The sequence below is a fragment of the Agrobacterium sp. ICMP 6402 genome, from assembly GCF_009498615.1.
GTDB classification, from domain to species: domain Bacteria; phylum Pseudomonadota; class Alphaproteobacteria; order Rhizobiales; family Rhizobiaceae; genus Agrobacterium; species Agrobacterium burrii.
In genome coordinates, this window is sequence record NZ_QSNV01000014.1 from 36724 (window position 1) to 61403 (window position 24680).

23 protein-coding genes and 1 pseudogene are annotated in these 24680 nt (G+C 56.2%); 8 read left to right on the plus strand and 16 right to left on the minus strand.

Translation table 11 applies throughout. From position 1 onward, the window contains the following. Positions 1 to 47: 47 nt before the first annotated feature. On the plus strand, positions 48 to 569 hold the full coding sequence (locus DXT96_RS24905; protein WP_153516922.1) for a DUF2243 domain-containing protein: 522 nt from the start codon (positions 48 to 50) through the stop codon (positions 567 to 569). Positions 570 to 610: 41 nt separating this feature from the next. Further along, positions 611 to 1363 (plus strand): cytochrome c oxidase assembly protein, encoded by a 753-nt coding sequence (locus DXT96_RS24910; protein ID WP_210251603.1) that lies wholly within the window; start codon positions 611 to 613, stop codon positions 1361 to 1363. Positions 1364 to 1405: 42 nt separating this feature from the next. Here the strand turns inward: DXT96_RS24910 and DXT96_RS24915 are convergent, their stop codons facing one another. The 7 genes from DXT96_RS24915 to DXT96_RS24945 form a co-directional block, all read right to left on the minus strand. Next, the gene (locus DXT96_RS24915) at positions 1406 to 1870 is read right to left on the minus strand and encodes an isoprenylcysteine carboxylmethyltransferase family protein (RefSeq protein WP_371418998.1); all 465 of its coding nucleotides are present in this window, start codon (positions 1868 to 1870) and stop codon (positions 1406 to 1408) included. Between the two features lie 196 nt (positions 1871 to 2066). Continuing rightward, positions 2067 to 3071, minus strand: coding sequence for a cytochrome d ubiquinol oxidase subunit II (gene cydB / locus DXT96_RS24920; protein WP_153516925.1), 1005 nt, complete (start codon positions 3069 to 3071; stop codon positions 2067 to 2069). Next, positions 3061 to 4464 (minus strand): cytochrome ubiquinol oxidase subunit I, encoded by a 1404-nt coding sequence (locus tag DXT96_RS24925; RefSeq protein WP_153516926.1) that lies wholly within the window; start codon positions 4462 to 4464, stop codon positions 3061 to 3063. Before DXT96_RS24925 ends, cydB begins: the two co-directional genes overlap by 11 nt. Before the next feature lie 21 nt (positions 4465 to 4485). Then, complete coding sequence (locus DXT96_RS24930) at positions 4486 to 5277, minus strand: sulfite exporter TauE/SafE family protein (protein WP_153516927.1); 792 nt, start codon at positions 5275 to 5277, stop codon at positions 4486 to 4488. A gap of 18 nt (positions 5278 to 5295) precedes the next feature. Continuing rightward, positions 5296 to 6972: a bifunctional protein tyrosine phosphatase family protein/NAD(P)/FAD-dependent oxidoreductase gene (locus DXT96_RS24935; RefSeq protein ID WP_153516928.1), complete on the minus strand. Its 1677-nt coding sequence runs from the start codon at positions 6970 to 6972 to the stop codon at positions 5296 to 5298. 14 nt (positions 6973 to 6986) lie between these two features. Continuing rightward, positions 6987 to 7427, minus strand: coding sequence for a YeeE/YedE family protein (locus DXT96_RS24940; RefSeq protein ID WP_153516929.1), 441 nt, complete (start codon positions 7425 to 7427; stop codon positions 6987 to 6989). After that, on the minus strand, positions 7424 to 7855 hold the full coding sequence (locus DXT96_RS24945; protein WP_153516930.1) for a YeeE/YedE family protein: 432 nt from the start codon (positions 7853 to 7855) through the stop codon (positions 7424 to 7426). Before DXT96_RS24945 ends, DXT96_RS24940 begins: the two co-directional genes overlap by 4 nt. 297 nt (positions 7856 to 8152) lie before the next feature. Here DXT96_RS24945 and DXT96_RS24950 point away from each other — a divergent pair, with 297 nt between their 5' ends. The 4 genes from DXT96_RS24950 (at position 8153) to DXT96_RS24965 (ending at position 11151) form a co-directional block, all read left to right on the plus strand. Continuing rightward, positions 8153 to 8803 (plus strand): peroxiredoxin, encoded by a 651-nt coding sequence (locus DXT96_RS24950; RefSeq protein ID WP_153516931.1) that lies wholly within the window; start codon positions 8153 to 8155, stop codon positions 8801 to 8803. Continuing rightward, positions 8800 to 9231 carry a helix-turn-helix transcriptional regulator gene (locus DXT96_RS24955; RefSeq protein ID WP_153516932.1) on the plus strand — a complete coding sequence of 144 codons (432 nt, stop codon included), beginning with the start codon at positions 8800 to 8802 and terminating at the stop codon, positions 9229 to 9231. The genes DXT96_RS24950 and DXT96_RS24955 overlap by 4 nt, the downstream gene beginning before the upstream one ends. Before the next feature lie 13 nt (positions 9232 to 9244). Further along, the gene (locus DXT96_RS24960) at positions 9245 to 10138 is read left to right on the plus strand and encodes an MBL fold metallo-hydrolase (protein ID WP_246670648.1); all 894 of its coding nucleotides are present in this window, start codon (positions 9245 to 9247) and stop codon (positions 10136 to 10138) included. Between the two features lie 575 nt (positions 10139 to 10713). Further along, a complete protein-coding gene (locus tag DXT96_RS24965) occupies positions 10714 to 11151 on the plus strand; it encodes a DsrE family protein (RefSeq protein ID WP_210251604.1) in 438 nt (145 codons plus the stop codon). Positions 11152 to 11312: 161 nt separating this feature from the next. On the opposite strand, the gene DXT96_RS24970 is transcribed toward DXT96_RS24965, so the two are convergent. From DXT96_RS24970 to DXT96_RS24990, 6 genes and pseudogenes are all read right to left on the minus strand, one after another. Then, positions 11313 to 13112: a cation-translocating P-type ATPase gene (locus DXT96_RS24970; RefSeq protein WP_246670649.1), complete on the minus strand. Its 1800-nt coding sequence runs from the start codon at positions 13110 to 13112 to the stop codon at positions 11313 to 11315. Positions 13113 to 13229: 117 nt separating this feature from the next. Continuing rightward, positions 13230 to 13385: pseudogene (locus DXT96_RS27440) on the minus strand (cation transporter); the annotation flags it as partial. Between the two features lie 31 nt (positions 13386 to 13416). Then, entirely contained in the window at positions 13417 to 14451 is a 1035-nt protein-coding gene (locus tag DXT96_RS24975) for a c-type cytochrome (protein WP_246670650.1), read from the minus strand. Beyond that, a complete protein-coding gene (locus tag DXT96_RS24980) occupies positions 14448 to 15686 on the minus strand; it encodes a c-type cytochrome (protein WP_153516935.1) in 1239 nt (412 codons plus the stop codon). The genes DXT96_RS24975 and DXT96_RS24980 overlap by 4 nt, the downstream gene beginning before the upstream one ends. Then, complete coding sequence (locus DXT96_RS24985) at positions 15683 to 16303, minus strand: cbb3-type cytochrome c oxidase subunit II (RefSeq protein WP_153516936.1); 621 nt, start codon at positions 16301 to 16303, stop codon at positions 15683 to 15685. The genes DXT96_RS24980 and DXT96_RS24985 overlap by 4 nt, the downstream gene beginning before the upstream one ends. After that, complete coding sequence (locus DXT96_RS24990) at positions 16300 to 17874, minus strand: cbb3-type cytochrome c oxidase subunit I (protein ID WP_153516937.1); 1575 nt, start codon at positions 17872 to 17874, stop codon at positions 16300 to 16302. Before DXT96_RS24990 ends, DXT96_RS24985 begins: the two co-directional genes overlap by 4 nt. 935 nt (positions 17875 to 18809) lie before the next feature. Between DXT96_RS24990 and DXT96_RS25000 the strand changes: the two genes are divergently transcribed. Then, entirely contained in the window at positions 18810 to 19439 is a 630-nt protein-coding gene (locus DXT96_RS25000) for a L,D-transpeptidase (RefSeq protein WP_371418999.1), read from the plus strand. 744 nt (positions 19440 to 20183) lie between these two features. On the opposite strand, the gene DXT96_RS25005 is transcribed toward DXT96_RS25000, so the two are convergent. From DXT96_RS25005 to DXT96_RS25015, 3 genes are all read right to left on the minus strand, one after another. Further along, a complete protein-coding gene (locus DXT96_RS25005; protein WP_153516938.1) occupies positions 20184 to 21161 on the minus strand; it encodes a murein L,D-transpeptidase family protein in 978 nt (325 codons plus the stop codon). Between the two features lie 444 nt (positions 21162 to 21605). Continuing rightward, positions 21606 to 22331, minus strand: coding sequence for a L,D-transpeptidase (locus DXT96_RS25010; RefSeq protein ID WP_371419000.1), 726 nt, complete (start codon positions 22329 to 22331; stop codon positions 21606 to 21608). Then, positions 22328 to 22972, minus strand: a complete 645-nt coding sequence (locus tag DXT96_RS25015) for a DsbA family protein (RefSeq protein ID WP_153516939.1) — start codon at positions 22970 to 22972, stop codon at positions 22328 to 22330. Before DXT96_RS25015 ends, DXT96_RS25010 begins: the two co-directional genes overlap by 4 nt. A 122-nt stretch (positions 22973 to 23094) precedes the next feature. Here DXT96_RS25015 and DXT96_RS25020 point away from each other — a divergent pair, with 122 nt between their 5' ends. Next, positions 23095 to 24537 (plus strand): bifunctional UDP-sugar hydrolase/5'-nucleotidase, encoded by a 1443-nt coding sequence (locus DXT96_RS25020; RefSeq protein ID WP_153516940.1) that lies wholly within the window; start codon positions 23095 to 23097, stop codon positions 24535 to 24537. Positions 24538 to 24680 lie beyond the last annotated feature (143 nt).

Consider the following 24680-nt stretch of genomic DNA (forward strand, 5'->3'; position numbering starts at 1 on the left):
ATCATAGCATAATTGCAGTTTGATCCTTGATCATTAGGGAGAGGACCATGGCGCGGCAAAACTTGTCAGTATCCAGCGAAACTTTGCCGGTTCAGGCGCCGGGCATTATCCTAGGCATCGGCCTTGGGGGCTTCTTCGATGGTATCCTCCTGCACCAAGTCCTTCAATGGCACCACATGTTCAGCGATGTGTACTCGGTCAATGATGTCCCCGGCCTTGAGATGAACACGCTAGGCGACGGAATTTTTCATACCGTGACGTGGATCTCGGTACTGGTCGGGCTTGGCATTCTCTATTCGCGCGTCACCCAGCAACGGCGTCAAGTGTGGGGGTCTCGCGTCCTATGGGGGTGGATGTTGGTCGGTTGGGGACTATTCAATCTCGTCGAAGGACTCATCGACCACCAAATTCTCGGAATCCATCACGTCCACTCGGGGCCGAACCAGCTTATGTGGGACATGATATTTTTGGCGTCAGGCGTGGTTATTATGGTAATTGGCTGGATGATGGCACGCAGTGGCAGGCCCATTGGCATTGCAGCAAGTGAACCCATGGGCCGCAACGGATGATTTGCGGTCCGTCCTTCTACCCCTCAATGATCGTGCCCCTGATGCTCGTCGCGCTGGTTGCTTTCCTCTACGCAACAGCCGCATGGCGGCAGCGGGCGGGCGGGCGCGCCTGGAGCGGATGGAGAACGGCGTCGTTCATTGCGGGATGCAGTGTCCTGGCTGTCAGCATGCTCCCGCAGTACCTTCCTTTCCCCGAAGGGGATTTTCGGCAGCACATGCTTCAGCATATCATGATGGGGATGCTCGCGCCTCTGGGGCTAGTGATGGCTGCGCCCGTCACGCTCACATTGAAAACTGTTCCCGCCCGCTATGGTCGGATCATCACTACTATTCTGCAAAGCCGCCTTTTTCATTTGTGGGCCAATCCGGTTACGGCACTGGCGCTGAACATTGGTGGCATGGCGGCCCTCTATTTTACATCACTTTATTACGAGATGATGATGCAGCCCTGGCTGCATTACGTGGTGCATTTCCATTTCGTGGCGGCCGGCTGCCTTTACACGTGGGTCATTGCAGGTCCTGACCCAGCACCGCGTCGCCCTTCCGTTCCGGCGCGGCTTATCGTGCTGGGCGTCGCGGTTCTGATGCATTCGGTTATGGCGCAGATGCTGTACGCCGGGCTATTCATCGATCTGCCAATCCCGCCTGACCACCTCAAGCATGCGGCTGAGCTGATGTATTATGGCGGTGATATCACCGAGATGCTCCTCGCCTTCGCCTTGGTATCGACATGGAGACCCTCGGCGAAAACAAGTCAGGCGTATCAACTAAGTCGAAGGGCGAGATTCGTCTGATAGGCAATGCTTTGGATTCATCGTCGCGCTTCCCACGCCCTGTTACAGCCATCTTCTCGTTCTCTCGGCATAAAGCTTCCAGCCGTCGCCAAATCGGCGGTGCAAATGCTCCTCTTCACGCTGGATTGCAACGCGACCCACAATGGCGGCCGACAAGAATGCAAACAGCGTCAGCCAGGCATTGGCGATTAGAAAGCTAATGCCAATCATAACCAACATATTGGCGAGATAGATGGGGTTTCTTGTAAACCGGTAGGGTCCTTGGGTCACAAGACGTGAGGCGGCTCGATGAGGCATTATGCTCGTTCGGTGTATATACAGCGACGCTGCAGCCCAAAGGTCCAACGCAAGACCCACACCGATTGCCAAGCTGCCCAGAATCTTGACGACCCAGTGATCCGGCAAGGGAACCGATAGCAAGGTGTTTAAGGCGTAGGCCGCAAAAAATGCCGCTATGTAGATCAACGGCGGCCAAGGGATGACGTTTGGTCTCGTTTCCAGGTTCACGCTATTCTCCCAATGAAACTGGCCGAGCAGTCTAGGCCCGCCAGTTCATGCCGCCAAATCCGGCGCTGACGCTACGGTTAGCCAGGTGATAGCCACAGACGAATACCGAACGCCACGACGCCCGTCACGCCGACACCCGCCACCCACAGGGAGACGAACCAGAGGAGCCGCTTTCCCCAGCGGAGGCCGCTGGCCATCAATGATATCCCTCTTCCGGGCGAACCTTCCCACGAAACACCCAGTAGGAATAGCTCGTGTAGGCAAGGATGATCGGGATCAGGACCGACGCGCCGACGAGCAGAAATTTGAGGCTTTCAGGCGGTGCAGCCGCCTCCCAAATCGTCAGTGAAGTCGGAACGATGTAAGGATAGAAGCTTATGCCAATTCCCGCATACCCTAGGAAGAACAGCGCAAGCGCCGCCAGGAAAGGCTGAACATCCTTTTTCGCTTTGAGCCCCGTGATGATGAGGTAGAGGCAGCCAAGCACCAGCAAGGGAACCACAACGCTAAAGATCGCAGTCGGGAAGCCAAACCAGCGATCGAGATATTGTGGACGTAGCCACGGCGTCCATAAGCTAAAGATGGCCATAGCTGCAATGGTCGCCAAACTGACGCGCGTCGCAATCCAGCGCGCCCGTTCCGATAGCGCTCCCGTCGTCTTCATCACCAGCCAGGTCGATCCCAGAAGCGAATATCCGATGACCAAAGCCACGCCGGTCGCGATAGAGAACGGTGTCAGCCAATCCCACCAGCCGCCGGCATAGGCGCGGCCAACGATCGGAATGCCTTGCACGAGGCCGCCAAGCGCGACGCCCTGTGAAAACGCTGCTACCATCGATCCGCCGGAAAAAGCGACGTCCCAGACCCTCTCCCAGCGCTTGGTACGCCACCGATACTCGAACGCCACGCCGCGGAAAATCAAGCCGAGGAGCATCGCGATGATTGGCATGTAGAGGGCCGGCAGGATCGTGGCATAGGCCAGTGGAAAGACTGCCATGAGTCCCCCACCGCCCAAAACCAGCCAGGTCTCGTTGCCATCCCAGACCGGAGCGACAGTGTTCATCATCACATCGCGATCGTGCTTTTCCGGAAATACCGGAAACAAAATACCAACGCCGAGGTCAAAGCCGTCCATGACGACATAAGCAAGGACGGCAAAGGCGATGATGGCGGCCCAGATGAAAGGTAGATCAATGGCCATGGGAACCTCCCTGGGTGGGACCAGGGGTGATCCCTTGGGTACGAAGTGGGCCTTCTTGCAATTCCGGAGTGGGATCGCGCGGAAGTCTCGCCATCAAGCGCAAGATGTAAAAGGTGCCGGCGCCGAAGACGAAGAAATAGACAATGACAAATGCGATCAAGGACGTCGCGACGGCGGGAGCTGCGATCGGCGAGATCGAGTCGGCTGTGAGCAGATGTCCGTAGACCGTATAGGGTTGTCGTCCGACTTCCGTCGTGATCCATCCCGCAAGTACAGCAACAAATCCTGCTGGCCCCATTCCGACAGCGGCGCGGTGAAGCCAGATGTTTGTATGCAGGGTCCCCCGATAGCGACAGAATAGCGACCAAACGCCAAGACCGAGGATGGCAAACCCGAGACCCACCATCACCCGGAAAGACCAGAACACGATGATAACCGGTGGTTCCCGGTCGTCGGGGATCGTGTCCAGCCCAGCAAGGGGCTCATTCAGGCCGTGCTTGAGAATGAGACTGGAAAGCTTGGGTATCTCAATTGCATAATCGACTCTCTTTTCTTCCTGATTGGGAATGCCAAACAAAATGAGGGGCGCGCCGTCTGGATGGCTGTCGAAATGGCCCTCCATGGCCATCACCTTGGCAGGCTGGTGCTCCAAAGTATTGATTCCATGCTGGTCGCCGGCCAGGATTTGCAAAGGCGCGACCAATGCAGCCATCCACATCGCCATCGAAAACATCTTGGCTGATCGGCGTGGCGCTGTACCGCGAAGGTTATGCCAGGCACCAACCGCCCCAACGACAAGAGAAGTCGTCAGGTAGGCAGCGAGCACCATATGGACGAGGCGGTAAGGGAAAGAGGGATTGAATACGATAGCCCACCAATCGACAGGTATGAATTGCCCCTTGTCGTTCATGCCAAATCCTGCAGGCGTCTGCATCCAGGAATTGACGGCAAGGATCCATGTTGCCGAAATGAGCGTGCCTAGGGCCACCATCGATGTCGCCAGGAAATGCAGACCGTGTCCAACCCGTTTGAGGCCGAACAGCATAACGCCTAGGAACCCTGCCTCAAGAAAAAATGCTGTTAGGACTTCGTATCCCATTAGAGGACCGATCACCGGCCCGGCCTTGTCGGAAAAGACGGCCCAATTGGTGCCGAACTGATAAGACATCACGATACCTGAGACCACGCCCATCCCGAACGCGACCGCAAAGATGGTCTTCCAAAAATTGAAAAGCTCGAGATAGACCTCTTTTCCGGTCTTCAGCCAAAGTGCCTCAAGGACAAACAGGTAGCTCGCCAGCCCGATAGAAAACGCCGGGAAGATGATATGAAACGAGACGGTGAAAGCAAACTGGATTCGAGCCAGAATAGTCGCGTCAAAATGTTCGAACATGATGTCTCCTGACGACGCTGCTCAGGCGTGCATGAACTGACCAGCGCTTCTGTACAGCATGTACGCAGCAACCACAAAAATAAGTGCCGCGAAAAGACTATTCAACATGCCTTTACGTGAAGATAGTTTCTTGGCCAAGGAAGCGCCCGCGAGCCCTCCGACAACGCCGCCGCCGATGAATATTGCCGCCAGAACCCAGTCGACATATCCGGAAATCGCATAGTTCAAGGCGGTGGTCAGGCCGAAAGCCGTTACCGCGACGAGTGAAGAACCAATGGCAAAGATGATCGGCATTCCGGTCGATGCGATCAGCCCGGGTACGATCAAGAAGCCCCCGCCAATCCCAAAGAAACCTGAGAAGATTCCGGTGAGGCCACCGTATCCCGCGACCTTATGGATGTTCTCTCGTGAGCACTGTGCACCTGGATTGCCTTCGGCTCCTCGCTTTCGAAACATCAGCACGCCGACCACCAGCATCAGAAGAGCAAAAAGGAAAAGCAACTTCTGTCCATCGACCATTTTGCCAAGTGTCGAACCAGCCAAGGCGCCGAATACGCCCGCAACACTGTATACCCCAGCGCAACGCCATTTGACGTTGCCAAGCCGCCAATGGCCAATAAGATTGGCGAACGCGTTCGCTGCGACGGCGAAAGCACTGGTTCCAATTGCCAGGTGGGCGCTGGGGACGCCTACGACATAGACCATCAGAGGCACAGCCAGGATCGAGCCGCCGCCTCCAAACATGCCAAGCGTGAAACCCACCAGGCCGCCGGAAAGCGCCCCCAGACCATATTGTACCGGTTCAAGATTCATTATCGTCTCCGGCCGCCGCTAGGCAACCTTTGTCTTGAGGGCTGGAGAGACAAGCCATTCCCGGCCCTTGAGCATGCCATGCCAGTAGATCCTCGGCAGCGCCTCGGACTTCAGGTACCAGGCGAGACTGGACGGTTTCGTGCCGTCGATCACCCATTTTGGAAAGGTTGGCATGAGCTTTCCGCCATATCCGAACTCCGCCAGTACGATCTTTCCGCGTTCGACTGTCAAAGGGCACGAGCCGTAACCATCGTAAGCTGCCGGAATTGGCCGGCCGTCCAGAGTGGCCAAGACGTTTTCCGCGACAATCGGAGCCTGCTTGCGTGCCGCCGCCGCCGTCTTCGCGTTCGATGTGCCCGCGGCGTCACCGAGCGAAAAGACATTTGGATAGCGCTTATGCTGGAGGCTGGCCTCGTCCACGTCGATCCAACCGGCTTGGTTGGCAAGCGGGCTTGAACGGACGAAGTCGGGAGCGACCTGTGGCGGGCAGACATGTATCATGTCAAAGCCGCGGGTTTCTTCAACCACCGCGCCGTCTGCGCCAGCACGGGCAAATCGCGCCTCCTTCTTTGAGCCATCAACGGCGACGAGCCGGGAGCCGAATTGAAGATCCGCGCGGTATTTCTTGATGTACTCCATCAGCGCAGGCACATAGTCCTTGACGCCGAAGAGAACCGGACCCGCATTGTGAAATTCGATCGAGATGTCGTTGATGCGGCCGTTTCGAAACCAGTGATCGCCAGAAAGATACAGCGCCTTTTGTGGGGCGCCAGCACATTTGATCGGCATGGGCGGCTGCGTGAAAAGCGCCTTGCCACCCTTGAGATTCTGCACCAGCGACCACGTATAGGGTGCGGTATCATAGCGATAATTGGAGGTGACCCCATTGCGGCCGAGTGTTTCTTCAAGGCCCTCGATTGCCGCCCAGTCGAGCTTGATGCCTGGAGCGGCCACCAACATACGGTAACCGATGCGCCGACCATCGGCCAAATGCACACGGTCATGATCAGGATCGAATTCGGTGACCGCCGTCTTTTCCCAGGTTACGCCATCGGGCATAACGTCCGCCATCGAGCGCACCGTCTCCTCGGGCTTGAAAATTCCGCCGCCAACCATGGTCCATCCTGGTTGATAAGCATGACGCTCGGATGGGTCGACGATGGTGATCTTTAGGCCAGTCCGACGCTTAAGAAGACTGGCGGCTGTGGCGATACCGGCGGAGCCAGCGCCGATAATGAGGACGTCGCAGACAGCCGGCAGTATTTGGTCATGCTTGAAATGCTTCGGCTGAAGCCGTGGACGAAGTTTTTCGAGATCATACCCTGCTGCCTTGGTTGCGGCCAACACAGTGTCTGCGCCGTCTTTGTCGGCCTGAGACATCGCCCATAGGGTAGCGGCGCGCGTTCCGGATCGGCAAAATCCCAAAACAGGCTTGGGCAGATCCCTCATCGCCTCGTCAAAGAGCGAAACATCGCGATCACGGATGTCGGAAGCAACAACCGGGATGTGTCGAAACTCCAGGCCGGCAGCCTTCGCGGCGAGCGCTGTATCTTCGGCGCCGGGCTGACCGGCTTCCTCGCCATCCGGGCGGTTGGAAATCACGGATTTGAAGCCGAGGCGCGCAAGTTCGCCCATATCCTCATTCTTGATCTGCGGTGAAACGCTGATGCTGTCATTGATCTTTCGGATGTCCATGAGGCTTTCCTCCTTCAGTGAGCCCGAAGCGGCGCGTTGTGCCGGGACGAGACGATGCGATAGGCGAACATGCCGAGAAGCATGGCCACCGCGAACAGAACGGCTTCCCAACGAGCCGTTACAAGTGCTGCCAGGGCAGGGCCTGGGCAGAGCCCGACCAGCCCCCATCCAAGGCCGAACAAGGCGGCTCCGGACAGAAGCTTGCCGTCGATGGTCTTGTTGCTGGGGACATGAAACTGATTGTCGAGGACCGGCCGCAGGCGTCGGCGCTTCACCGCATACGCGAGCGAGGACGGGATCAAAGCCCCGCCCATGACGAAGGCGAGGGACGGGTCCCAGGATCCGGTAACGTCGAGAAAGGCGAGCACCCGTGCTGGATTGACCATATCCGATATGACGAGGCCGAGGCCAAAAAGGACGCCGCATACAACGGATGAAAGTATTCGCGCGGTCATGACAGCCCTCCGATGAGATGGCGGGTCACGAAAACGGTGGCCGCCGCGATGACCATGAAAGTGGCGGTTGCGATGAGCGAGCGCGGCGAAAGGCGGGCAAGTCCACAGACGCCGTGGCCGCTGGTGCAGCCGGAGCCCAGTCGGGTTCCGAACCCCACCAGAAGCCCGCCGGCGATTAGCAGAACAGGCGAACCGGTTATCACCACATCGGCCTCTCGGATGAGATTGAAGGCGATTGCGGCTCCGGCGAGAATCCCGCTAACGAAACCGATGGCGAGGCCGGTTTGGCCCCCGCCCGTCCAACCGAGCATGGATGCCGTCAAACCGGAAATGCCCGCGATACGGCCGTTCAAAAGAAGATAAAGACCTGCCGAAAGGCCAATCAGGAGCCCGCCGGTAAGAGGCCATATGACGTTGAGGTTAGACAATGTGGCGCTCCTGTCTCGGACGTTCTAGGCCCGCTGAGGCCAGACCCTCGTCCGCTCCGACACTTTCATATTTTACGTAATCGATTTTCATGTGGACCATCGGACCAACGATTGCAAATTCGCGTTATTGACGAAAAATTTGCCGTGGCGTGACAAACGATAGGCTTTTGGCCGTTTTCGCAACTTTCACTCAGTAAAATACATATTTACAATAAGAGTGCAAGTGTGTATTCCTCATAGCCAGCGCTGTGACCCTTCTCTATAGCCGGGCATCGGCTTCTTGATGGAAAAGGTTGGATGATGGATGCAGTAAATGCCGCGCCGGTACTGGCGGCTACCACACTGAGGATCAACGATCGCGCACCGGGCTTCACAGCCCGGTCAACTGAGGGTGAAGTCTCACTGTCTGGTTATCGCGGTCGGTGGCTCCTGTTCTTCTCGCATCCGGCAGACTTCACCTCGGTATGCACGAGCGAGTTCATCGCATTCGCACAGGCGCAGGACAAATTTTCAGCCTTGAACTGCGACCTTCTGGGGCTTTCGGTGGATAGCCTTTACTCGCATGTCGCATGGTTGCGCGATATCGAGCGAAGCTTTGGCGTCAAGGTGAAGTTTCCCCTGATCGAGGATTCGGCGATGGTTGTCGCCCGAGCCTATGGCATGCTGGATTCCGCTTCGGAAAATAGCGGCACTGTCCGTGCGACATACGCAATTGACCCTGAAGGCATCGTGCGTGCGATCGTCTGGTATCCGATGAATGTCGGGAGGTCAGTTGATGAACTTCTACGCCTCGTCGAAGCACTTCAGACTTCTGAGAGAGACTGCGCCCTGACACCAGAGGGCTGGAGACCCGGACAGCCGCTGGTGGAGCCGGCCGCGTCCTCCATGGACGAAGCAGATCAGACGACCGAAGGCCAGACCTGGTATTACAGGGAGCGTCGGGCATGAGTGAAGTGGCCTTGAGCCTGGAAGTCATGCAAGACAAATGCGCGGAGGCGGCAGAGTTCATGCGCCTGTTCAGCACTCCGAGCCGACTGATGCTGTTGTGCCATATTGCGCAGCGCGAGCGATCGGTCGGTGAAATCCAGGAAGATCTGGATTTCAAGCAGCCCGCCCTTTCCCAGCAACTGGCAGAACTTCGCCAGGCAGGGGTTGTACAAACGCGCCGGGCTTCTCGTCAGATCTATTATTCGATTGCCGACGATCGAGTAGCCGTCGTCATGAATATGCTGATGCAGATGTTTTGCGGTCCGGCCTACGTCAACCGCCCGATCGATGACCCCGTGAAGCCAGCTGTGACTAAAACGCTCCAAGTTGTTCGATCGACGTTCCCCGGAGAGATGGCGCGGTGGGCACGCTTGGAAGCGGCAGAGTAAGAGAGGAAACCACATGTCCATGCATTCGCCTGTCGTCAAATCGTTTTGGGACAAGCCTACTGGCAGCTGGCAATACGTTTTTCACGATGCGTCCACGATGAAGGGCGCGATCGTCGATCCGGTTCTCGGCTACGACACCCTTGCTGGCGCAACCGATACGACCCGCGCGGACGAAATTCTGGCTTATATCGAGGCAACGGGGATCGAAGTCGTCTGGATCCTCGACACGCATCCTCATGCCGATCATTTCTCGGCCGCACCTTATCTCAAAGGGAAGCTGACGGCGCCGATGGCGACCGGCGAACACGTCGTGAAGGTTCAGAAGCTGTGGAAGGATATTTACCACCTTGATGATGGCTTCCGCGCGGACGGCTCGCAATGGGATCGTCTATTCAGAGATGGAGAAACATTCGAAGTCGGCCAAATTCCGGTGACAGTATTCTTCTCACCCGGACATACGATGGCCTCGATCACCTACGTCGCAGGCAACGCGGCATTTGTGCACGACACTTTAATGATGCCCGATAGCGGCTCGAGCCGAGCCGACTTCCCCGGCGGAAGTTCACGTGAGCTCTACCGTAGCATACGCCGGATTCTCGATTTGCCGGCAGAGACCAGACTCTTTGTCGGGCATGATTATGCTCCAGAGGGTAGGTCGCAGAAGTGTGAGGCGAGCGTGGCAGATCACCTTGCTCACAATAAACATTTTTCCGGATCGCCAAGCGAGGATGAATTCGTGAAGGTCCGCGACGCGCGCGACGCGAAATTGCCGCTACCGAAGCTGATGCTGGCAGCCCTACAGGTAAATATCCGTGGTGGGCGCCTTCCGAAACCCGAAAACAACGGCCGGTCATACCTTAAAATTCCGGTCGGATATTTTCAGCCGCGCAAAGAGGATGCAGAGTAAAGCCGCACATTCCTTGAATCGCAGGCGCGGCCTTAAGGATAGATTGGTTGAAGACATGAAGAATGTATGCGTTCCCGATCCTAGATTCAACTTTTAAGCTGGGCAGTGTCGGTGAGCGAACCAATTGAACTTCTGGTCATTGCTCCTGAGCGCCGATACGACTCTTCGGTGCACCGTACAGATCGTGCGGCTTCGGGCAATCCGGATCACTCCATGAACTTCCCGCCAACGGTAGGTGGTGGTACCTTACCCTTTCCTTTAGGTCGTTCCAGTGCGGTACGGCATAGGATTTGAGATCAGGCGTTGTCCTTTTATACCGCGACATCAGACGTCGGTTCAACGTCAATAATTATCAGGGCGAGAGCACGACGACGCTCGAAAGGGCTTTCCTGTCCTGCTGGGTTCACTTTCACGGCATTTTGCGGGGCGTGCGCTCGTTGCCGCAGTAAACTGGAGAAATGCATATGTCACTACGAAGGATTTGCCTCATTGTTGTGGGTTTAGCCACGACAACCCCTTCGGTTTTTGCTCAGTCTGACTTTTGGACAACGCCGACGATCCCTGGATACGGGAAGATGCATGATCTTCCTGATGCCCAGTATCGCCCTGAACCGGCTAAAACCTACAAAATCGTTTTCGGGCTGACAAAGGCAGCGACCGCGCCAGACAAGCCCAATCCTTCGCTCGACCACGTCGCACGAACGCTCAATCTCTATGTCGCCGCGGGTGTCCCATTGTCCAATCTCAAGTTCGTCGCTGTCGCGTCAGGGGAGGCGACCAACCTCGCGTTGGACAACGAGCACTACAAGGCGGCGCTGGGAGTCGACAATCCCAACCTACCACTTATCAAACTGCTACGTGATCATGGGGTGGATGTCGCAGTTTGCGGTCAGGCTGTCGCTGAACACAAGTTCGAATATGCCTGGATCGACAAGTCGGTTACGCTTTCGCTCTCGGCGCTGACGACAATCACAACGTTAGAAGCTGAAGGATACGCATTGATGCCAATGTGAGCCAGCCGGCTTGTCCACAATACACGCACTCCAGGCATACGGCAAAACGCGTCTTGTCCCGTGAAGGCTTCGGAAACCGATTTTTGTGGAATTTTGAGTACACGGCACACAGCTTGCCAAACTCGGTGCTTTTTGGCTCACGATCCAGTGCTCGAGGCGGTCTAACGACGCGGCTGTGGCAATATCTTCAACCGAATGCTGTTCAACGCTACGGAGAGAGAGCTGGCGAACATAGCTAGCGCAGCCATGGATGGTGTAAGAATGCCTGTGATAGCAAACGGAACCGCAATCAAATTGTAGGCAATAGCCAGTACCAGATTCTGCTTGGCGATTGTCCCCATGCGGCTAGATAGCGCTATCGCTGTCAGTATCTGGGAGATGCCTCCCTTTACAATGACCACATCGGCTGTCTGCGCGGCGGCGCCGTGGGCCTCGGCAACCGACATCCCGCAATCTGCAGCGACGAGCCCTTGTGCGTCGTTGACGCCGTCGCCCACAAACAAAACAGGACCGGGGACGGCTTTTATAAGCTTGACCTTGTCCGCGGGAGTACAGCCAAAGACTGCACGACGAGCGGGGATACCAAGTTCCGCGGCTACCTTCATAGTCGGCCCAACGGCGTCACCAGACGCGATCCAGACATCAATGTTGCTATCGCGCAATCGATGCACTGTCATGCGCGCTTCATCGGTTGGGGCGTCAGCAACACTAAGCCGGCCGACCAATTCGCCGTCAAGGGTAACGGCAAGCGATGTTAGTCCGTCATTCGTGTTCAACCCGGATACCGTAATGCGACGGCCGTCCCAATCGCTACCCTCGGCACTTCGCTCTAGGCGTGTCCCTCCCTTTCCTTCTTCGCGCCCGTGCCGTGCGACGATAGCGCGCGCCAGCGGATGATCGATCCCCGTCTCGGCCCGAGCGGCGACTCGTAGTATTTCGTCTTGAGTCCAGCCTTCGGAGGGGTGAACCTCGACTACCGTTGGTCTACCGGAAGTCAGCGTCCCGGTCTTGTCGAAGATCGCAGTCGTGATATGCGCGAGTGCACTGAATGCGATAGGGTCGCGCAGACGGAGACTAAGTGTCGCCGCGATACCTGCAGCGCGCGCCTGTGCCAAGGGTCCCGCGATCGACAATGCACATGGGCAGGCCGCGGCAAGAATGGTAAGCCCCCTGATAGCGCTCTCCGTCGCAGATATACCTGCAATCGGCAGGGCTATAGCAGTGATGAGTGCGAGACAAGGAATACTCCAACTGAGCGTTGCGGCAATTTCCTCAGCGCGTGACGTCGTCGCGCCCCGTTGCGCAAGCTCAAGCGCAACCGCGCCGCCCATGCGATCAATGTCGCGATCTCCATACCGACGATCGATAGCGACAACGATGCGATGTTGGAGGTTGACGGATCCAGCTTCGACACGTTGTCCCACGCAGACCTTGATTGCACAACTTTCACCGGTGAGTACGGCACGATTGACTAGGCTTTGCCCTTCCTCGATCACCCCGTCCATCCCGATGGTGGAACCCGCGTCGACGACAATTTTGTCGCCGATTCCACTCTCAGTCGCCGGAATGGACTGGTCGCCAGCAGATGATCGCCGGACCACCGTTTCAAGGGAGATTCCCTCGAGCGCTTTCAGCGCTTCGATCGCGCTTTGCCGTGTCATCAAATCGACGAGACGCCCAATAAGCAACAGCGTGATCAGCATCGTTGCCGTGTCAAAATAGACATGAGACGATCCAGCAAAGAGAGAGAAGCAGGAGAGGAGGAATGCACCCCCGGCGCCGAGCGCGACAAGCAGGTCCATGCCCGGAGTGCGAAGCCGTATTGACCTGAACGCCATCCAAAAAATTTCAGCACCCGACCACACGATAACAGGCAAGGCCAGTATTCCCGATCCAAAGGCTACCCACCATGCGGCCTTAGGATCGAGAACCGTGACATACAAAACGATGGCAAGTGCCATCGACCACATTCCCGACATGACGGCAACTGCTAGGCGCAAAGAGAGACAGCTTATGTCGGCAGACATGATCGCCGAGAGTTCGTCTGGCCGATGGCGATCAATCAGAGTGTATCCCGCGGCAGAGACCGCCAAGGTTATGTCTGCAATGGAGAGACGCGGACCATCCCAATCGATCAATATCGAGGCAGTTAGGTGATGCACGCCAACCGAGTTGACGCCGGGAAGCCGGCTAACATGACGCTCAAGCCCGCGGGCGCAGCCTCCACATGCCATGCCGCTGACCCCGAAAAGGCGGCGCAAATCGCTAGTCCACGGCGCCGACCGGGCGCTCCGGGTCTGGCGTGCCGATCCCGCGGAGTACGCCGTCGACTGTCTGACCGTAGTAGATCTGGTCGCCGTCGTGGTACTGCTTGCGGGTTGCCTCGATTGTCTTATCTTTCTGGCGTGGATCCTTAGGCCGTTCCAGACTGTCTATATATGCGGCTACGTCCCATGCTTCCTGATCAGTTAGACGCCCGGGTTGCGACAGAGGCATATTGTTTTTGATAAACGCAGCCGCGGTGTCGATGCGGGCCATGCCGGCACCCCAATTAAACGAGTTGGCACCCCAAAGCGGCGGAAAGACGTAGCGGCCGTTGATGTCCTTCTGGCCTTGGCCATCGCCGCCGTGACAAACTGCACAGTTCGTTGCAAAAACCTCTTGGCCGCGCTCCGGCGAATATCCGAGCTCGGTCTTAGCAACCTTGCCGAATCCGCCGCCCTCGAGAGCTTTATTGGTCGGAGCATTGGTGGCGAGCCAATAGAAATACGTCTGCAGATCACGGTAGATATCATCGCCCGCCGGCGGCGGACCACCTTTCACGGAATGTTGTGCATTCATCGAGTAGGTGAAGCACCCCTTGACACGATCTTCCATGGTGTTGATCTGTTTGTTTTTTGATCGGTATTTCGGGTATTGTACCCAAGCGGCCCACATCGGGGCCGAGAATGGTTGTCGGCCAGCGCCGAGATGACAGTTGGAGCACGACAGGCCGTTGCCAACGTATTGCGAGGCATTGGTCGCGGTATTCGTGAATATTGCCTGGCCTCGCCGAACAGCCGCGCCAAACTGATCGTTCGGGATCTGGTCGTCGGTCGGGGGCTGAAACAAACTGGCATGGGTACCGACTACCTCGTTCTCCGAAGTCTGTCGGTTAGGAATAAAACCTGTCTCATAGGCCAGAGCGCCCAGAGCGGCTACGATTAAACCTGCTCCAGCAGCGTATATCCACGTTCGAGCGATGCGTCCTTTTTGTGGCACCGCCGGTTTGACTGATGTGTTTTCTTCTGGCTCCATCATTGCACGTCTCCGATCTTGGCGCCATCTCCTGCCGGGACTGGAGGAAGCGAGGCGAGATAGTCTGCGACCGCTCTGCGATCCGCGTCGGAAAGCTCACGGGAAATCCGACCCATCAGGTCGAGCGAAGAATTGTTGCGATGACCACCGACCCACGCAGCGAGCTGAGTTGCCGTATAGGACGCGTGCTGGGCGGCGAGAGCTGGAAATGCCGGCGAAACACCGAAGCCCGATGGCCCATGACAGGAGAAACAGGACGGCACATTTCGGTTCCAGTCACCGCGCAGTGCAAGCTCTTCGCCACGCGCGATGTCGCCTCCGAGTTCCGGTTTAGCGTTCGAAGGCACACGCAAGCTGGCGTAATATTCACCCAGCTGGCGCTTTTCCTGATCGGACAGTGTTATAGCGACGATACGCATAGTCTCGTTGAGCCGACGTCCTTGCGCGAAATCGTCGATTTGCTTGATGATGTAGTCTGCTGGAAGGCCCGAAAGGCGTGGGACATTTTCCTTACCTTGTCCGAGATCGCCGTGACAGCTTGCACATGCCCATTGCTCGCCGCGTCCTTTGAAAATTATTGCGGAGACTTCAGGGCTGAGAGAAATGGATGTCTTCGCCTCGAAAGGAGGCTGGTCGCCGAGGGAAAGTCCGGTGGAGGACGCGATCTCCGCCCCTCCTTTGAAGCCGCCTTTGTCGGCAACCTCGGTGCGGAGCATAGCGACAGCCGCCGCTTCAATTTTCTCGGACGACTTTCCGAACCGATGCGCCACATAAGTGGCCAGCTCGCCAAGCTCCACGTTGCTCAGCACGCTGGCAAAACTTGGCATATGGCCGCTGAAGTTATAATTCCCGACGCGGATCGGCCCATCTATGCCGCGCAACATGATTGTTGAAACAAGTTCGGGTCCTTGTGCGGTGAAAGCCGATCCGGCAAGAGGCGGGATAGCGCCTCGCACGCCCACGCCGTCAGACTGATGGCAAGTAGAGCAACGGGCAGTGAACAGCGCGGCACCCGGCTCCGTAATTGCACCTGTCGCCTTTCCGCTTTCCGCTACTCTCTCGTCGCTCTGCGCTGCAACATCCTCTCGCATGGTAAATAGCGACGCAGCGCCCCATATGCCAAGTCCTACAGCGATAGCAATCAACGGCCATGGCATCTTGCCGTGAAGCTCGTACGGCTCGAAATTCTCGTCGGGTCGTTCTAACCTGTCCTTCTGCGAAGGTTTATCGATCGTCATTGCGCTCTTTCCTGACGGTAGTAGCCATCGTCGCGCAGTGCATTGGCCGGCGCGGGATAGGTTCGGTCGAGCGATTGCAGGTAAACCGCCAAGTCGAGCGCTTCCTGCTTAGCGATCAAAACGCCGGCCTTCGGCGCATATTGTGATGGCAAGGCGACGACGACGTCACCGGGAGCCGCAGCGCTCTTTTCCTCAAACAGGAAGGGATAGGAAGGCATGATGCTCCATTCGAAGATGGCGCGGGGTTGGTAGAGATGCGTGAGATGCCAATCTCGCGATGGAAGACGAGCGCCGACATTGAGCAGGTCCGGCCCTGTCCGCATCGTGCCGAGTTGGTGTGGACTGTCATAACTGTAGTCTGCGGCGACCGCCGGACGGCCCCAGCCTCTTTCACCGTCCGGCCCCTGGTCGGGTGAGCGCGGCTGCTGACTGTGACAGTAAACGCAGCCTAGCGAGACGTAGACCTCGCGACCACGTGTTTGTTGCTCGGTGTAGGGTTTTAGATCGGACGGAATCTCGTGCCGGCTGATTTGGATTCCAGGCGCGACGACAAGCATCAAGGTCGCGAATGCAAGGATACCCAAAGCAATGATTGAAAGTGGGAGATACCGGTTCATTCTGCTGGGACCATTTTCGTGGCAGCCGGTTCGCGCCAAGGGAACAAGATTGAGGCGACGTTAAACGCGAAGATGAGGTGGCCGAGCGTCATCAAGCCGCCGCCAACGCTACGTGCCTCGAGGTAGGGGATGGTAACGGTGACACTGTCTGCAAATGGCCGGGTTGCATCGAGCATGGCAAGACCCTGAAGGACGCCGCCAATCGACAGCCCAAAAAAGTAAATCGCAAAGCCGAACACGATTAACCAGAAATGCGCGTTGATCAGCGCTGGCCAGTGGAATGCACGTCCGGTCATGCGCGGGAGGATCTGATAAGCCGCCCCGAACATAATGATGGTCACAAAAGCATAGGCGCCAAGATGGGCGTGCGCGACGGTGTAGTGCGTGAAATGTGTGATTGTGTTTATGGAACGAAGAGCCTCGATCGAGCCTTGGAAAGACGCCAGCGTATACATGACTGCGCCGAATGAGATGAAGCGAAGCGGTAACGATTCCTTAAGAGCCCACAGATTGCGCGCGACCGTGACATGTTGGTTGATGGCAACCGCGATCACTGGAATGAACATCATCACCGAGTGGACGATTGAGAGCGTCACAACCCAAGTCGGCACAGGCCCGCCGATCAGATGGTGTATGCCGACTTGACTGTAAAAGAGAGCAAGGCCCCAGAACCCAAGCAACGATACAGAATAAGAATAAATTGGCTTCCCGATGATCTTAGGGATGAAATAGTAAGCAGTACCAACACCGAGAGGCGTTAGCCAAAGCCCAAGAACGTTATGGGCGAACCACCAGTTGACCGTGGCCTCTTCGACACCAGAGTGAATATAGGGGATATTCGCAACGACAAAAAGGAAAGGGAACCATACAATCCCAGCAAGAAAATACCAGCCGGACACATAGATGTGGTGGACTTGCCGAGCGATCGTTGTCTTAACCAGCGATATGGCGAAGAACATGCCTGCTAGCGCCAAGAGCATGTCGAGCTGCCACGGGATCTCCAGCCATTCTTCGCCGTCAGTCCACCCATTGGCGATTGCAAGCGCTCCAAGACAGATTGCTATATTCCAAAGAACTGCGCCTATTATGGGGAGTTTCGGCGCGCGCAACGGTGTGTGGAAGACGCGTGGCAGGATCCAAATCATCGAGGCCACACCCATTTGGGAAAGCCAACCGTAGATAACGAGGTTGAGATGTAGGGTGCGAACCCGACCGAAGGTGATCGGTGCAAAAGCCGAAAGCCAGTCCGGCCAATGAAGCTTTAGGGAGGCAATTAACCCAAAGGTAGAGCCGAGTATAAGCCAGAAGGTTGCAGCGACCAAAAGAACGGTGACGGGTGTCGCAGAAATCCCATCGATGCCAGAAGTCGCACTGTCGAAGTAGTGCCGCTCGGAGAGCGAATGTTTAGTATCGGGACTATCGAGATGGCTATCATCTCCGCTTGCAAAGATGACATTTGCATCTCTCTGATCGAGCTTGATCTGCCGGTTACTGATCGCCCAAATCAGGAAGGCAAGCGCCAGCAATGATACGGCAAAACTTAACGCCAGTAATAGTCCCATCGTCACCATGCACTATCCACCCGTCCCTTTGATGAGCCCCCCGCGAGCGCGCACGTCATCGACCACCAACCTTAAGCCAAACTTAAAGGTGGCCGCCAGTTAAGGGAAAATATCATTCGACGGTGACCACGGTAGCTCGCCTTTCGCAGGAAGAAGCGGGCCGACCATCTTTTTAGTCGTGTCGGTCGATCAGCTATTTTAATAGAAATCTGGAGCCTGGAAAGGACCGCTCAGCCGTGTTTAGGTCTCACGACGCAGTCGTTTTGGGGACTTGTGTCGAACCTGTTTCGGTAAGACGTCGGTTGGGCGCCCTGATCTTCTCGCTCGTCAGTCGCTCCGGTGCCAACGATTGTGGAAATTTTGTCGCCGGAACGAAATTCGCCGATAGTGGTCACCACGCAAGGATAAGTCAGCCCCAGTTCGACGAGGGTCTCAGGGAGGGCATCCTACACGCTCTGTTCGGTCCAACGGCGGAAGCGCACATAGAAGGAACGCCACTTGCCGTAGCGATTGTGCTTGTGGCGCCGGGGACAGCCGACCCGAAACATGCAACATGCCGTTTAGATATCGCCGATCGTGTGCGGGCCGGGACTTCCCCCCACGTTTGGTGGGCAACACCCCCTCGATGATCCGCCATTCGATATCTGTCAGGTCGCCGCGAGCCAAAACCGCCTACTAAAAGCAGGTTTGAATCACGCTTCCGCTGATTTGGAATCCACTTTGTCAACAGATCCTAAGCCAGAACGCGATACGCGCGATAGACCGATTGTCAGGGGTCAATCGGTTTCCTTTAAGGTGTCCTTAAGGTTGCTCCCTCGTCATATGACCATCAAACAGGATACGAGGGATTTGTTTTGAATTCGAAAATACTGGCCTCTGGCGCAATGGCCCGGCGTACGTTTATCGGAGGGCTTGGAACATTTGCTTTGGCTAGCTGCACGACTATGGAGACACAACCAGTCCAAGCCGTGCAGACTGAAACGCCACGCTTGGTGCCCCCACCCATGTACTACGCCATGCCGAACGAGATGTTTCCTATTCCAGAAGTCGATGTCTCCAAGGTCGACCCAAAGTGGTGGCGGACGAGTGTGGACTATCCGACCGATGAAGTTATAGGCACTGTGGTCGTTGATACGCCTAACCGCTATCTGTACCATATACAGGCATACGGTCGTGCTACCCGGTATGGTGTCGGCGTCGGTCGAGACGGCTTTTCGTGGGCTGGTCGGGGCCGTCATATCGCTTATAAGCGAGAATGGCCCCGATGGAACCCGCCTGACGAGATGGTGGCGCGCCAGCCGGAACTGGAACCTGTGAGCATTGCAAACGGCGGCATGGGCCCAGGGCTCAAGAATCCTCTTGGAGCGCGCGCGCTCTATATCCACGAGGGCAACCGGGATACCATTTATCGCATCCACGGCAATCCGGAGTTCTGGACAATCGGTCGGGCCGTGTCATCCGGATGTATCCGCATGATCAATCAAGATGTGATCCACCTTTACGAAAACGTACGCGAAGGAAGCGCGCTCGTAGTCATCGCCGATCCGGCGATGAGCCACCTCATGGTAGGATGACGGTCCATAGGTGACCTTAGGGAGACGCAGCCACTGGTAACGGCAAAACTCTGGCAGGTTGCTGCAATGCGTCTGCGTTCTTTTTTTGGTGGCGCGTTCGGTTGGGTATTATGTTTGTTAGGGTTCCTGAGTTTGGTTGCCACTGTTGGCTCTGGGTCTTTGGTGGCTGGGCGGAAGCCTATGCGGCTGCTGCGGCGATCAGTTTTGGCATTCTGACAAGGATATAGGCTGCGATTGCGAATCTGAGGACGGCGGCAACTCTCGGTCTGACCCGGACTTTGACCTTGGCGAAGCCGGCCTGCGCCTTGATCCAACCGAACACCTCCTGGATGCGATTGCGGCAGCGCAGGCTGATGCCGTAGCCGGGACGGTGGGTGGTACGACTGTCAATGTCAGTTTTGCGGACTTTACCGGTCTCGAAAGAATGCCGTTGACGGTAATAAGCGGTGCGACCTTGCGGGCGAGCAGGCTGCTGCTAAACTCCTCGTCAGTTGCTAGGGGCTTGTGTCTTCGCCGCGCACGGGGTGTGGTGGTCGGACTGCTTGGTTAGACTGGGCCAAAGTTAAGGGTAGGGGCGGTTCACAGCCTTTCCGGCCGAACTTGGCTAACATGCTTAAACGATAGCGACGGATTACCCCCGGGTAGAAACGGCGGACGGCTTGTTCCTTATTGACCCAAATCTGCGTCAATAGAACTCGAAATCCGTCGAAATTGCCCATTTCGGCAAGTAGGAGTTTTGAGTGGTCAACGGAGCTCGGATTTCTTGTCAACGATCAGCTTCAGGTTGCCGCGTTCATCGACAATCTCACGTGGGCGCAGTTTTTCGACCCAAGTCGGATGCATGCCGCCATCGCGGCCGCTCGCGATCGGCGCCATCTTCGCACCTTGCGCGACGAGGCGTTCGAACTCCAAGTCATCGCGGCTTCGCTTATCCTGCACAGCTTGAGCGAGATCCTGCGGCACGTCATATTCCGGGCACGAGACGCGCCGATCAAAGTTGATCGTTGTAGTATTGCCAGCTCGTGCGACTGCGTTGAAAACATAACGCTTGTCGCAGACATCGACTGCAGGTTGCTGCCGTGTGACCTCGAAGTGATCGTTGCCCTCTTTTAACATACGCCAGAAGGGCAGGTGTGGGCTGTTTCGGTGCCTGGCCAGGTTAGCCGGCGTCATGCGGAATGGATAGGCCTGTACTTGAAACGAACTTTGTCCGCCGGAGAACGATTCTCGGCCGAGCGCAAAGATTTCCTGTATCTGCGCGTCTGTCATCGCATAGCAACCTTGTGACGAGCAATCGCCGTGCACCATCAGATGCGACCCGCTTCGGCCATGGGCGCGATCGAAAGCGTTCGGGAAGCCGAGATTGAATGAAAGAAAGTATTCCGAGTTTGGGTTCATCTGACCCGGCGTAACGTCGTAGAATCCTTCGGGCGTCTGGCGATCGCCTTCACTGATCTTCGGGCCGAGATCGCCCGACCATTTACAGATCGGGTAGGTTTTGAGAAGGTGGAAGCGACCTTTGCGATCCTGTTTCCAGACTTCGAGTTCGGCTTCTTGCTTGAAGATGCGCAACAGAATTGGCGAGCCGGCGGCCATCTTTCTCTTTTCGATCTCAGCCAGAAGCTTGGATGGAATCGGCGCGTTCGCTTTGGTAACGTCCGGTAGATAGTCGGTCTGGCAACCCGTCAAGATCGCGGCTCCCAAAAGCGTCGCCGAGTTCATCCAGATCCTTAAGAAAGCGCGACGTTCCATAAGCTTCCAACACAAAGCGGCAAGCCTCCAGTTGAGAAAATTTTAGGCACGGCCCTACCTTTTGAGGTTGCTGATTGCGTGCCTGTGTCGAAGCTCCACAAGTCGTGCCTGCCGTTCCCGCAGCATTTCCTTGAAAAAGTCGAGGCCATCATCATTGTAAAGCTGACGCCAGCTCAAACAGTGTCGTAGGGCGGCTCGACGCGAGCGGCAGTAGCGCTCAGTTGGTGTTAAGTTCTGTAGGGAGCTGGAATAGCGCTTTAAGGCCTTGCTCACCTGTCTTTCCTGTTCTGCCTCCGGCGTGACCAGCCATTCTTCCCACCACATTTCATCAGCGATGATGTCCGCGACTGTACGATCGTCATACCTGTTGTGGTGTAAGCTCATGATGCTGGCCGCGCCTCTTTCGATCTTACCCTACGCCGTCGTCCCTAAGACAACCACTTTGGCACCTGTAGGGACCTGCTTATAAAGATCGATGACATCTTGATTAAGCATTCGGATGCAACCTGATGACGCCGCCGTTCCGATCGTCCAAGGCTCATTTGTCCCATGAATCCGGTAGAGAGTGTCCTTACCGTCTTTGACGAGATACATGGCTCGAGCGCCCAACGGATTTCGGTCACTACCATCCATGCCGTCTGCCCATTTCCCATAGCGTTTCGGATCTCGCGCGAGCATGTCGGGGGTCGGGGTCCAGCGGGGCCATTCTCTTTTGAAGCCGATATGTGCCGATCCGGCAAACTCAAAGCCAGCCTTGCCGACACCAACCCCATAGCGAACAGCTTTTCCATTCTCTTTGACGAGATAAAGGAAACGGCTTCGTGGATCGACCACAACCGTCCCAACGGGCTGGTCAGTTGGGTAATCAACGATTTGTTTTAGATACTGCGAGCCGACCTTTTCGGTGTTCACAGCAGCAACAGGAAATGGCTCGTTCGCCTTGGCGCCGTATCGATCCTCTTCTGCAAACGGCGCAGGCTGGATAGCGACCGGCGTTTGAAACGGAAGTGACGGCGCAAGTGTGGGCGGTGAAGAAGCGCATGATGCAAGAGTGATTGCAAGAACGATGAAACTCGACAAATGCATTGCTTGGCATTTGCAGTTTTTCGCCATGACAAGAAAAACGCAATTCTTCATCATTTGGCTACCTTCAAACGGGCTTCCGCAATGACTTTTTGAAACTCCTCATAGGAAAGGACAGAGGGCACCATGAACGAGCCGATCAGGAAGACTGGCGTTCCCTGGAGCCCGAGGCCATCGGCTTGTGCAAGATTGCGATCAAGAACAGCATCGATCTCGGCTGCATGAGCCTTCATATCCTTCTCCATCTGGGCTATATCGACCGCAGACGTTGCGATCGTTTTACGCATTTGATCTTCAGTGATCTTGCGTCCAGGAATAGCCATCAGCGCGTTGTGGACCTCTTGGTACTTGCCCTGATATTTCGCAGCCAGCGCAGCGCGAGCGCCATATTTTGAAGCCTCGGTAAGGATTGGCCAATCTTTGTAGACAAGCCTGACCCGTCCATCTGTTTTGACCGCGCGCTCCAGGTCCGGCGCTGCTTTTTTGCAGAAAGGGCAATTATAGTCCAGAAAAGCGACGATCGTCACATCACCTGAAGGGTTCCCTGCAACCGGAGCTGCGGGATCGTTGAGGATCATTTCCTTGCTAAGGTCCTCCGCGGCTCGCAGTGACGAGACACTTGCGGACAGTACAGCAATGCCGAATATTGCGCCGGCCAGCAGTCTCGCGAAGAACGAGACGAACGTTCGAAAAAGCATAGTCAAGGCAATCCTTATTGTGGGGCGGGCATCGCATCGCAGTGCCACCTTAAGCCTGGCTTAAGGCGGGGATCGGCCTATGCGAACATTGCACCGATCGCGAAAGCTCGAAAGGACCGGCGATGACCGAGAACGCGAAACTTACACTCGTACAAATCAACGACGTGCATGGCTATCTCGAGCCACATCCCGAGTTGATCTGGTCTGCCTCCGGACCAACATTTCCAGTGCTTGGGGGATTTGCGCGCATCTCAACCGCTCTTAGCCAAATCAGGAGCGCAGGCGGCGAATTGCTGGTGCTGGACAATGGAGACATGTTTCACGGCACATATCCGGCGGTGGCCAGCAAGGGGATGGATCTGATTGATGCCGTAAATGCTCTTGGCATCGACGCGATGACCGCGCATTGGGAGTTTGCCTGGGGACCAGCCCATTTTGAGCAACTTTGCCAACGCCTCCATTATCCGATGCTCGCTCTCAATTGCTATCGGCGTGAAGACGACACGCGACCGTTCAAGCCGTCGGCTGTTTTTGACAAAGGCGACTTGCGCGTTGGTGTTATTGGCTTGGCGGCGACCATCATAGACAAAAGCATGCCGCCGAGCTTCAGCACTGGGCGGCGGTTCGACATCAATGAAGAAGCGATCGCAGCTGAAGTCTCGCGACTGCGTGTCGATGAGCGTTGCGACCTTGTGGTGCTACTATCTCATCTTGGCCTCCCACAAGACGCACAACTTGCCTCAAGGCTAGAAGGGGTGGATGTCATTCTGAGCGGCCACACCCATAACCGACTTCAGCGTGCGATTGAAATCGGCGGAACGCTTATCATCCAGTCCGGATGCCATGGTTCGTTCCTGGGTCGCCTCGATCTGTTAATCAAAGGGGGGCGGATATCTTCCTTCGAGCATCAGCTTATTGCCGTGGATGAGTCATTTCAGGAAAATGCTGCTATGGCAGAGATCGTCGACACAATTATGCATCCTCATCGGGAATATTTGAACCGTTGCATCGGCCAGACAAATTCCGCCTTACACCGCAACCTGCAACTGTTTTCAACTATGGACGATCTTCTCTTGGCGGCAATTAGCACGAGTGCCGGGACGGATATCGCATTTTCAAATGGCTGGCGGTACGGCGCGCCAATTCCGCCTGGTCCTATTACAATGAATGATTTGTGGAATATAATTCCGACCAACCCTCCGGTCTCCGTGACTGAAATGTCGGGTTCTGAGATTCGGCATATGATGGAAGATAACCTCGAGCGGACTTTCGCTGCGGATCCCTACAATCAGATGGGTGGCTATCTCAAGCGATTTCGTGGCTTAACCATCTTCGGCAAGATCGAAAACCCTGCAGGTCACCGCATAGAAAAGATCTTTTTGGGCGAGCGCGAGCTTGAGGACGACGAAGATGTGGCCGTGGCGTTCGTAACGGAACAGGGCGTGCCAGCAAAATATGGTCATGACCGCCGACATCTTGATGTCACCGCAATCGAAGCGCTGGAAGATTGCATTTCCGAGGGACGAGCGCAGAGCCAAACCGTGGGCCGGTTCTACGTCGCATGACAGCCGTGATTAATTTCGGCCGACGAGAACAGCGGTCGCTGTGTGCATGCCGTTCCCTAGCCTGCACCGATGAGCCATCGCTGATGTCGATGTGAGCACCTCAGCCGGGTTCATTTATCAGGCCGAAGTTTGCTTCTGCACCC

What these genes read in the sequence shown, in the direction of transcription:
- DXT96_RS24950 (WP_153516931.1), top strand. Translation starts at nt 8,153, where the DNA reads ATGATGGATGCAGTAAATGCCGCGCCGGTACTGGCGGCTACCACACTG.
- DXT96_RS24905 (WP_153516922.1), top strand. Translation starts at nt 48, where the DNA reads ATGGCGCGGCAAAACTTGTCAGTATCCAGCGAAACTTTGCCGGTTCAG.
- DXT96_RS25010 (WP_371419000.1), bottom strand. Translation starts at nt 22,331, where the DNA reads ATGATGAAGAATTGCGTTTTTCTTGTCATGGCGAAAAACTGCAAATGC.
- DXT96_RS25005 (WP_153516938.1), bottom strand. Translation starts at nt 21,161, where the DNA reads ATGAACTCGGCGACGCTTTTGGGAGCCGCGATCTTGACGGGTTGCCAG.
- DXT96_RS24930 (WP_153516927.1), bottom strand. Translation starts at nt 5,277, where the DNA reads ATGAATCTTGAACCGGTACAATATGGTCTGGGGGCGCTTTCCGGCGGC.
- DXT96_RS24940 (WP_153516929.1), bottom strand. Translation starts at nt 7,427, where the DNA reads ATGACCGCGCGAATACTTTCATCCGTTGTATGCGGCGTCCTTTTTGGC.
- cydB (WP_153516925.1), bottom strand. Translation starts at nt 3,071, where the DNA reads ATGGCCATTGATCTACCTTTCATCTGGGCCGCCATCATCGCCTTTGCC.
- DXT96_RS25015 (WP_153516939.1), bottom strand. Translation starts at nt 22,972, where the DNA reads ATGCTTTTTCGAACGTTCGTCTCGTTCTTCGCGAGACTGCTGGCCGGC.
- DXT96_RS24965 (WP_210251604.1), top strand. Translation starts at nt 10,714, where the DNA reads ATGCATGATCTTCCTGATGCCCAGTATCGCCCTGAACCGGCTAAAACC.
- DXT96_RS25020 (WP_153516940.1), top strand. Translation starts at nt 23,095, where the DNA reads ATGACCGAGAACGCGAAACTTACACTCGTACAAATCAACGACGTGCAT.
- DXT96_RS24970 (WP_246670649.1), bottom strand. Translation starts at nt 13,112, where the DNA reads ATGGCACTTGCCATCGTTTTGTATGTCACGGTTCTCGATCCTAAGGCC.
- DXT96_RS24960 (WP_246670648.1), top strand. Translation starts at nt 9,245, where the DNA reads ATGTCCATGCATTCGCCTGTCGTCAAATCGTTTTGGGACAAGCCTACT.
- DXT96_RS24980 (WP_153516935.1), bottom strand. Translation starts at nt 15,686, where the DNA reads ATGACGATCGATAAACCTTCGCAGAAGGACAGGTTAGAACGACCCGAC.
- DXT96_RS24955 (WP_153516932.1), top strand. Translation starts at nt 8,800, where the DNA reads ATGAGTGAAGTGGCCTTGAGCCTGGAAGTCATGCAAGACAAATGCGCG.
- DXT96_RS24985 (WP_153516936.1), bottom strand. Translation starts at nt 16,303, where the DNA reads ATGAACCGGTATCTCCCACTTTCAATCATTGCTTTGGGTATCCTTGCA.
- DXT96_RS24925 (WP_153516926.1), bottom strand. Translation starts at nt 4,464, where the DNA reads ATGTTCGAACATTTTGACGCGACTATTCTGGCTCGAATCCAGTTTGCT.
- DXT96_RS25000 (WP_371418999.1), top strand. Translation starts at nt 18,810, where the DNA reads ATGGAGACACAACCAGTCCAAGCCGTGCAGACTGAAACGCCACGCTTG.
- DXT96_RS24910 (WP_210251603.1), top strand. Translation starts at nt 611, where the DNA reads ATGCTCGTCGCGCTGGTTGCTTTCCTCTACGCAACAGCCGCATGGCGG.
- DXT96_RS24935 (WP_153516928.1), bottom strand. Translation starts at nt 6,972, where the DNA reads ATGGACATCCGAAAGATCAATGACAGCATCAGCGTTTCACCGCAGATC.
- DXT96_RS24975 (WP_246670650.1), bottom strand. Translation starts at nt 14,451, where the DNA reads ATGATGGAGCCAGAAGAAAACACATCAGTCAAACCGGCGGTGCCACAA.
- DXT96_RS24990 (WP_153516937.1), bottom strand. Translation starts at nt 17,874, where the DNA reads ATGGTGACGATGGGACTATTACTGGCGTTAAGTTTTGCCGTATCATTG.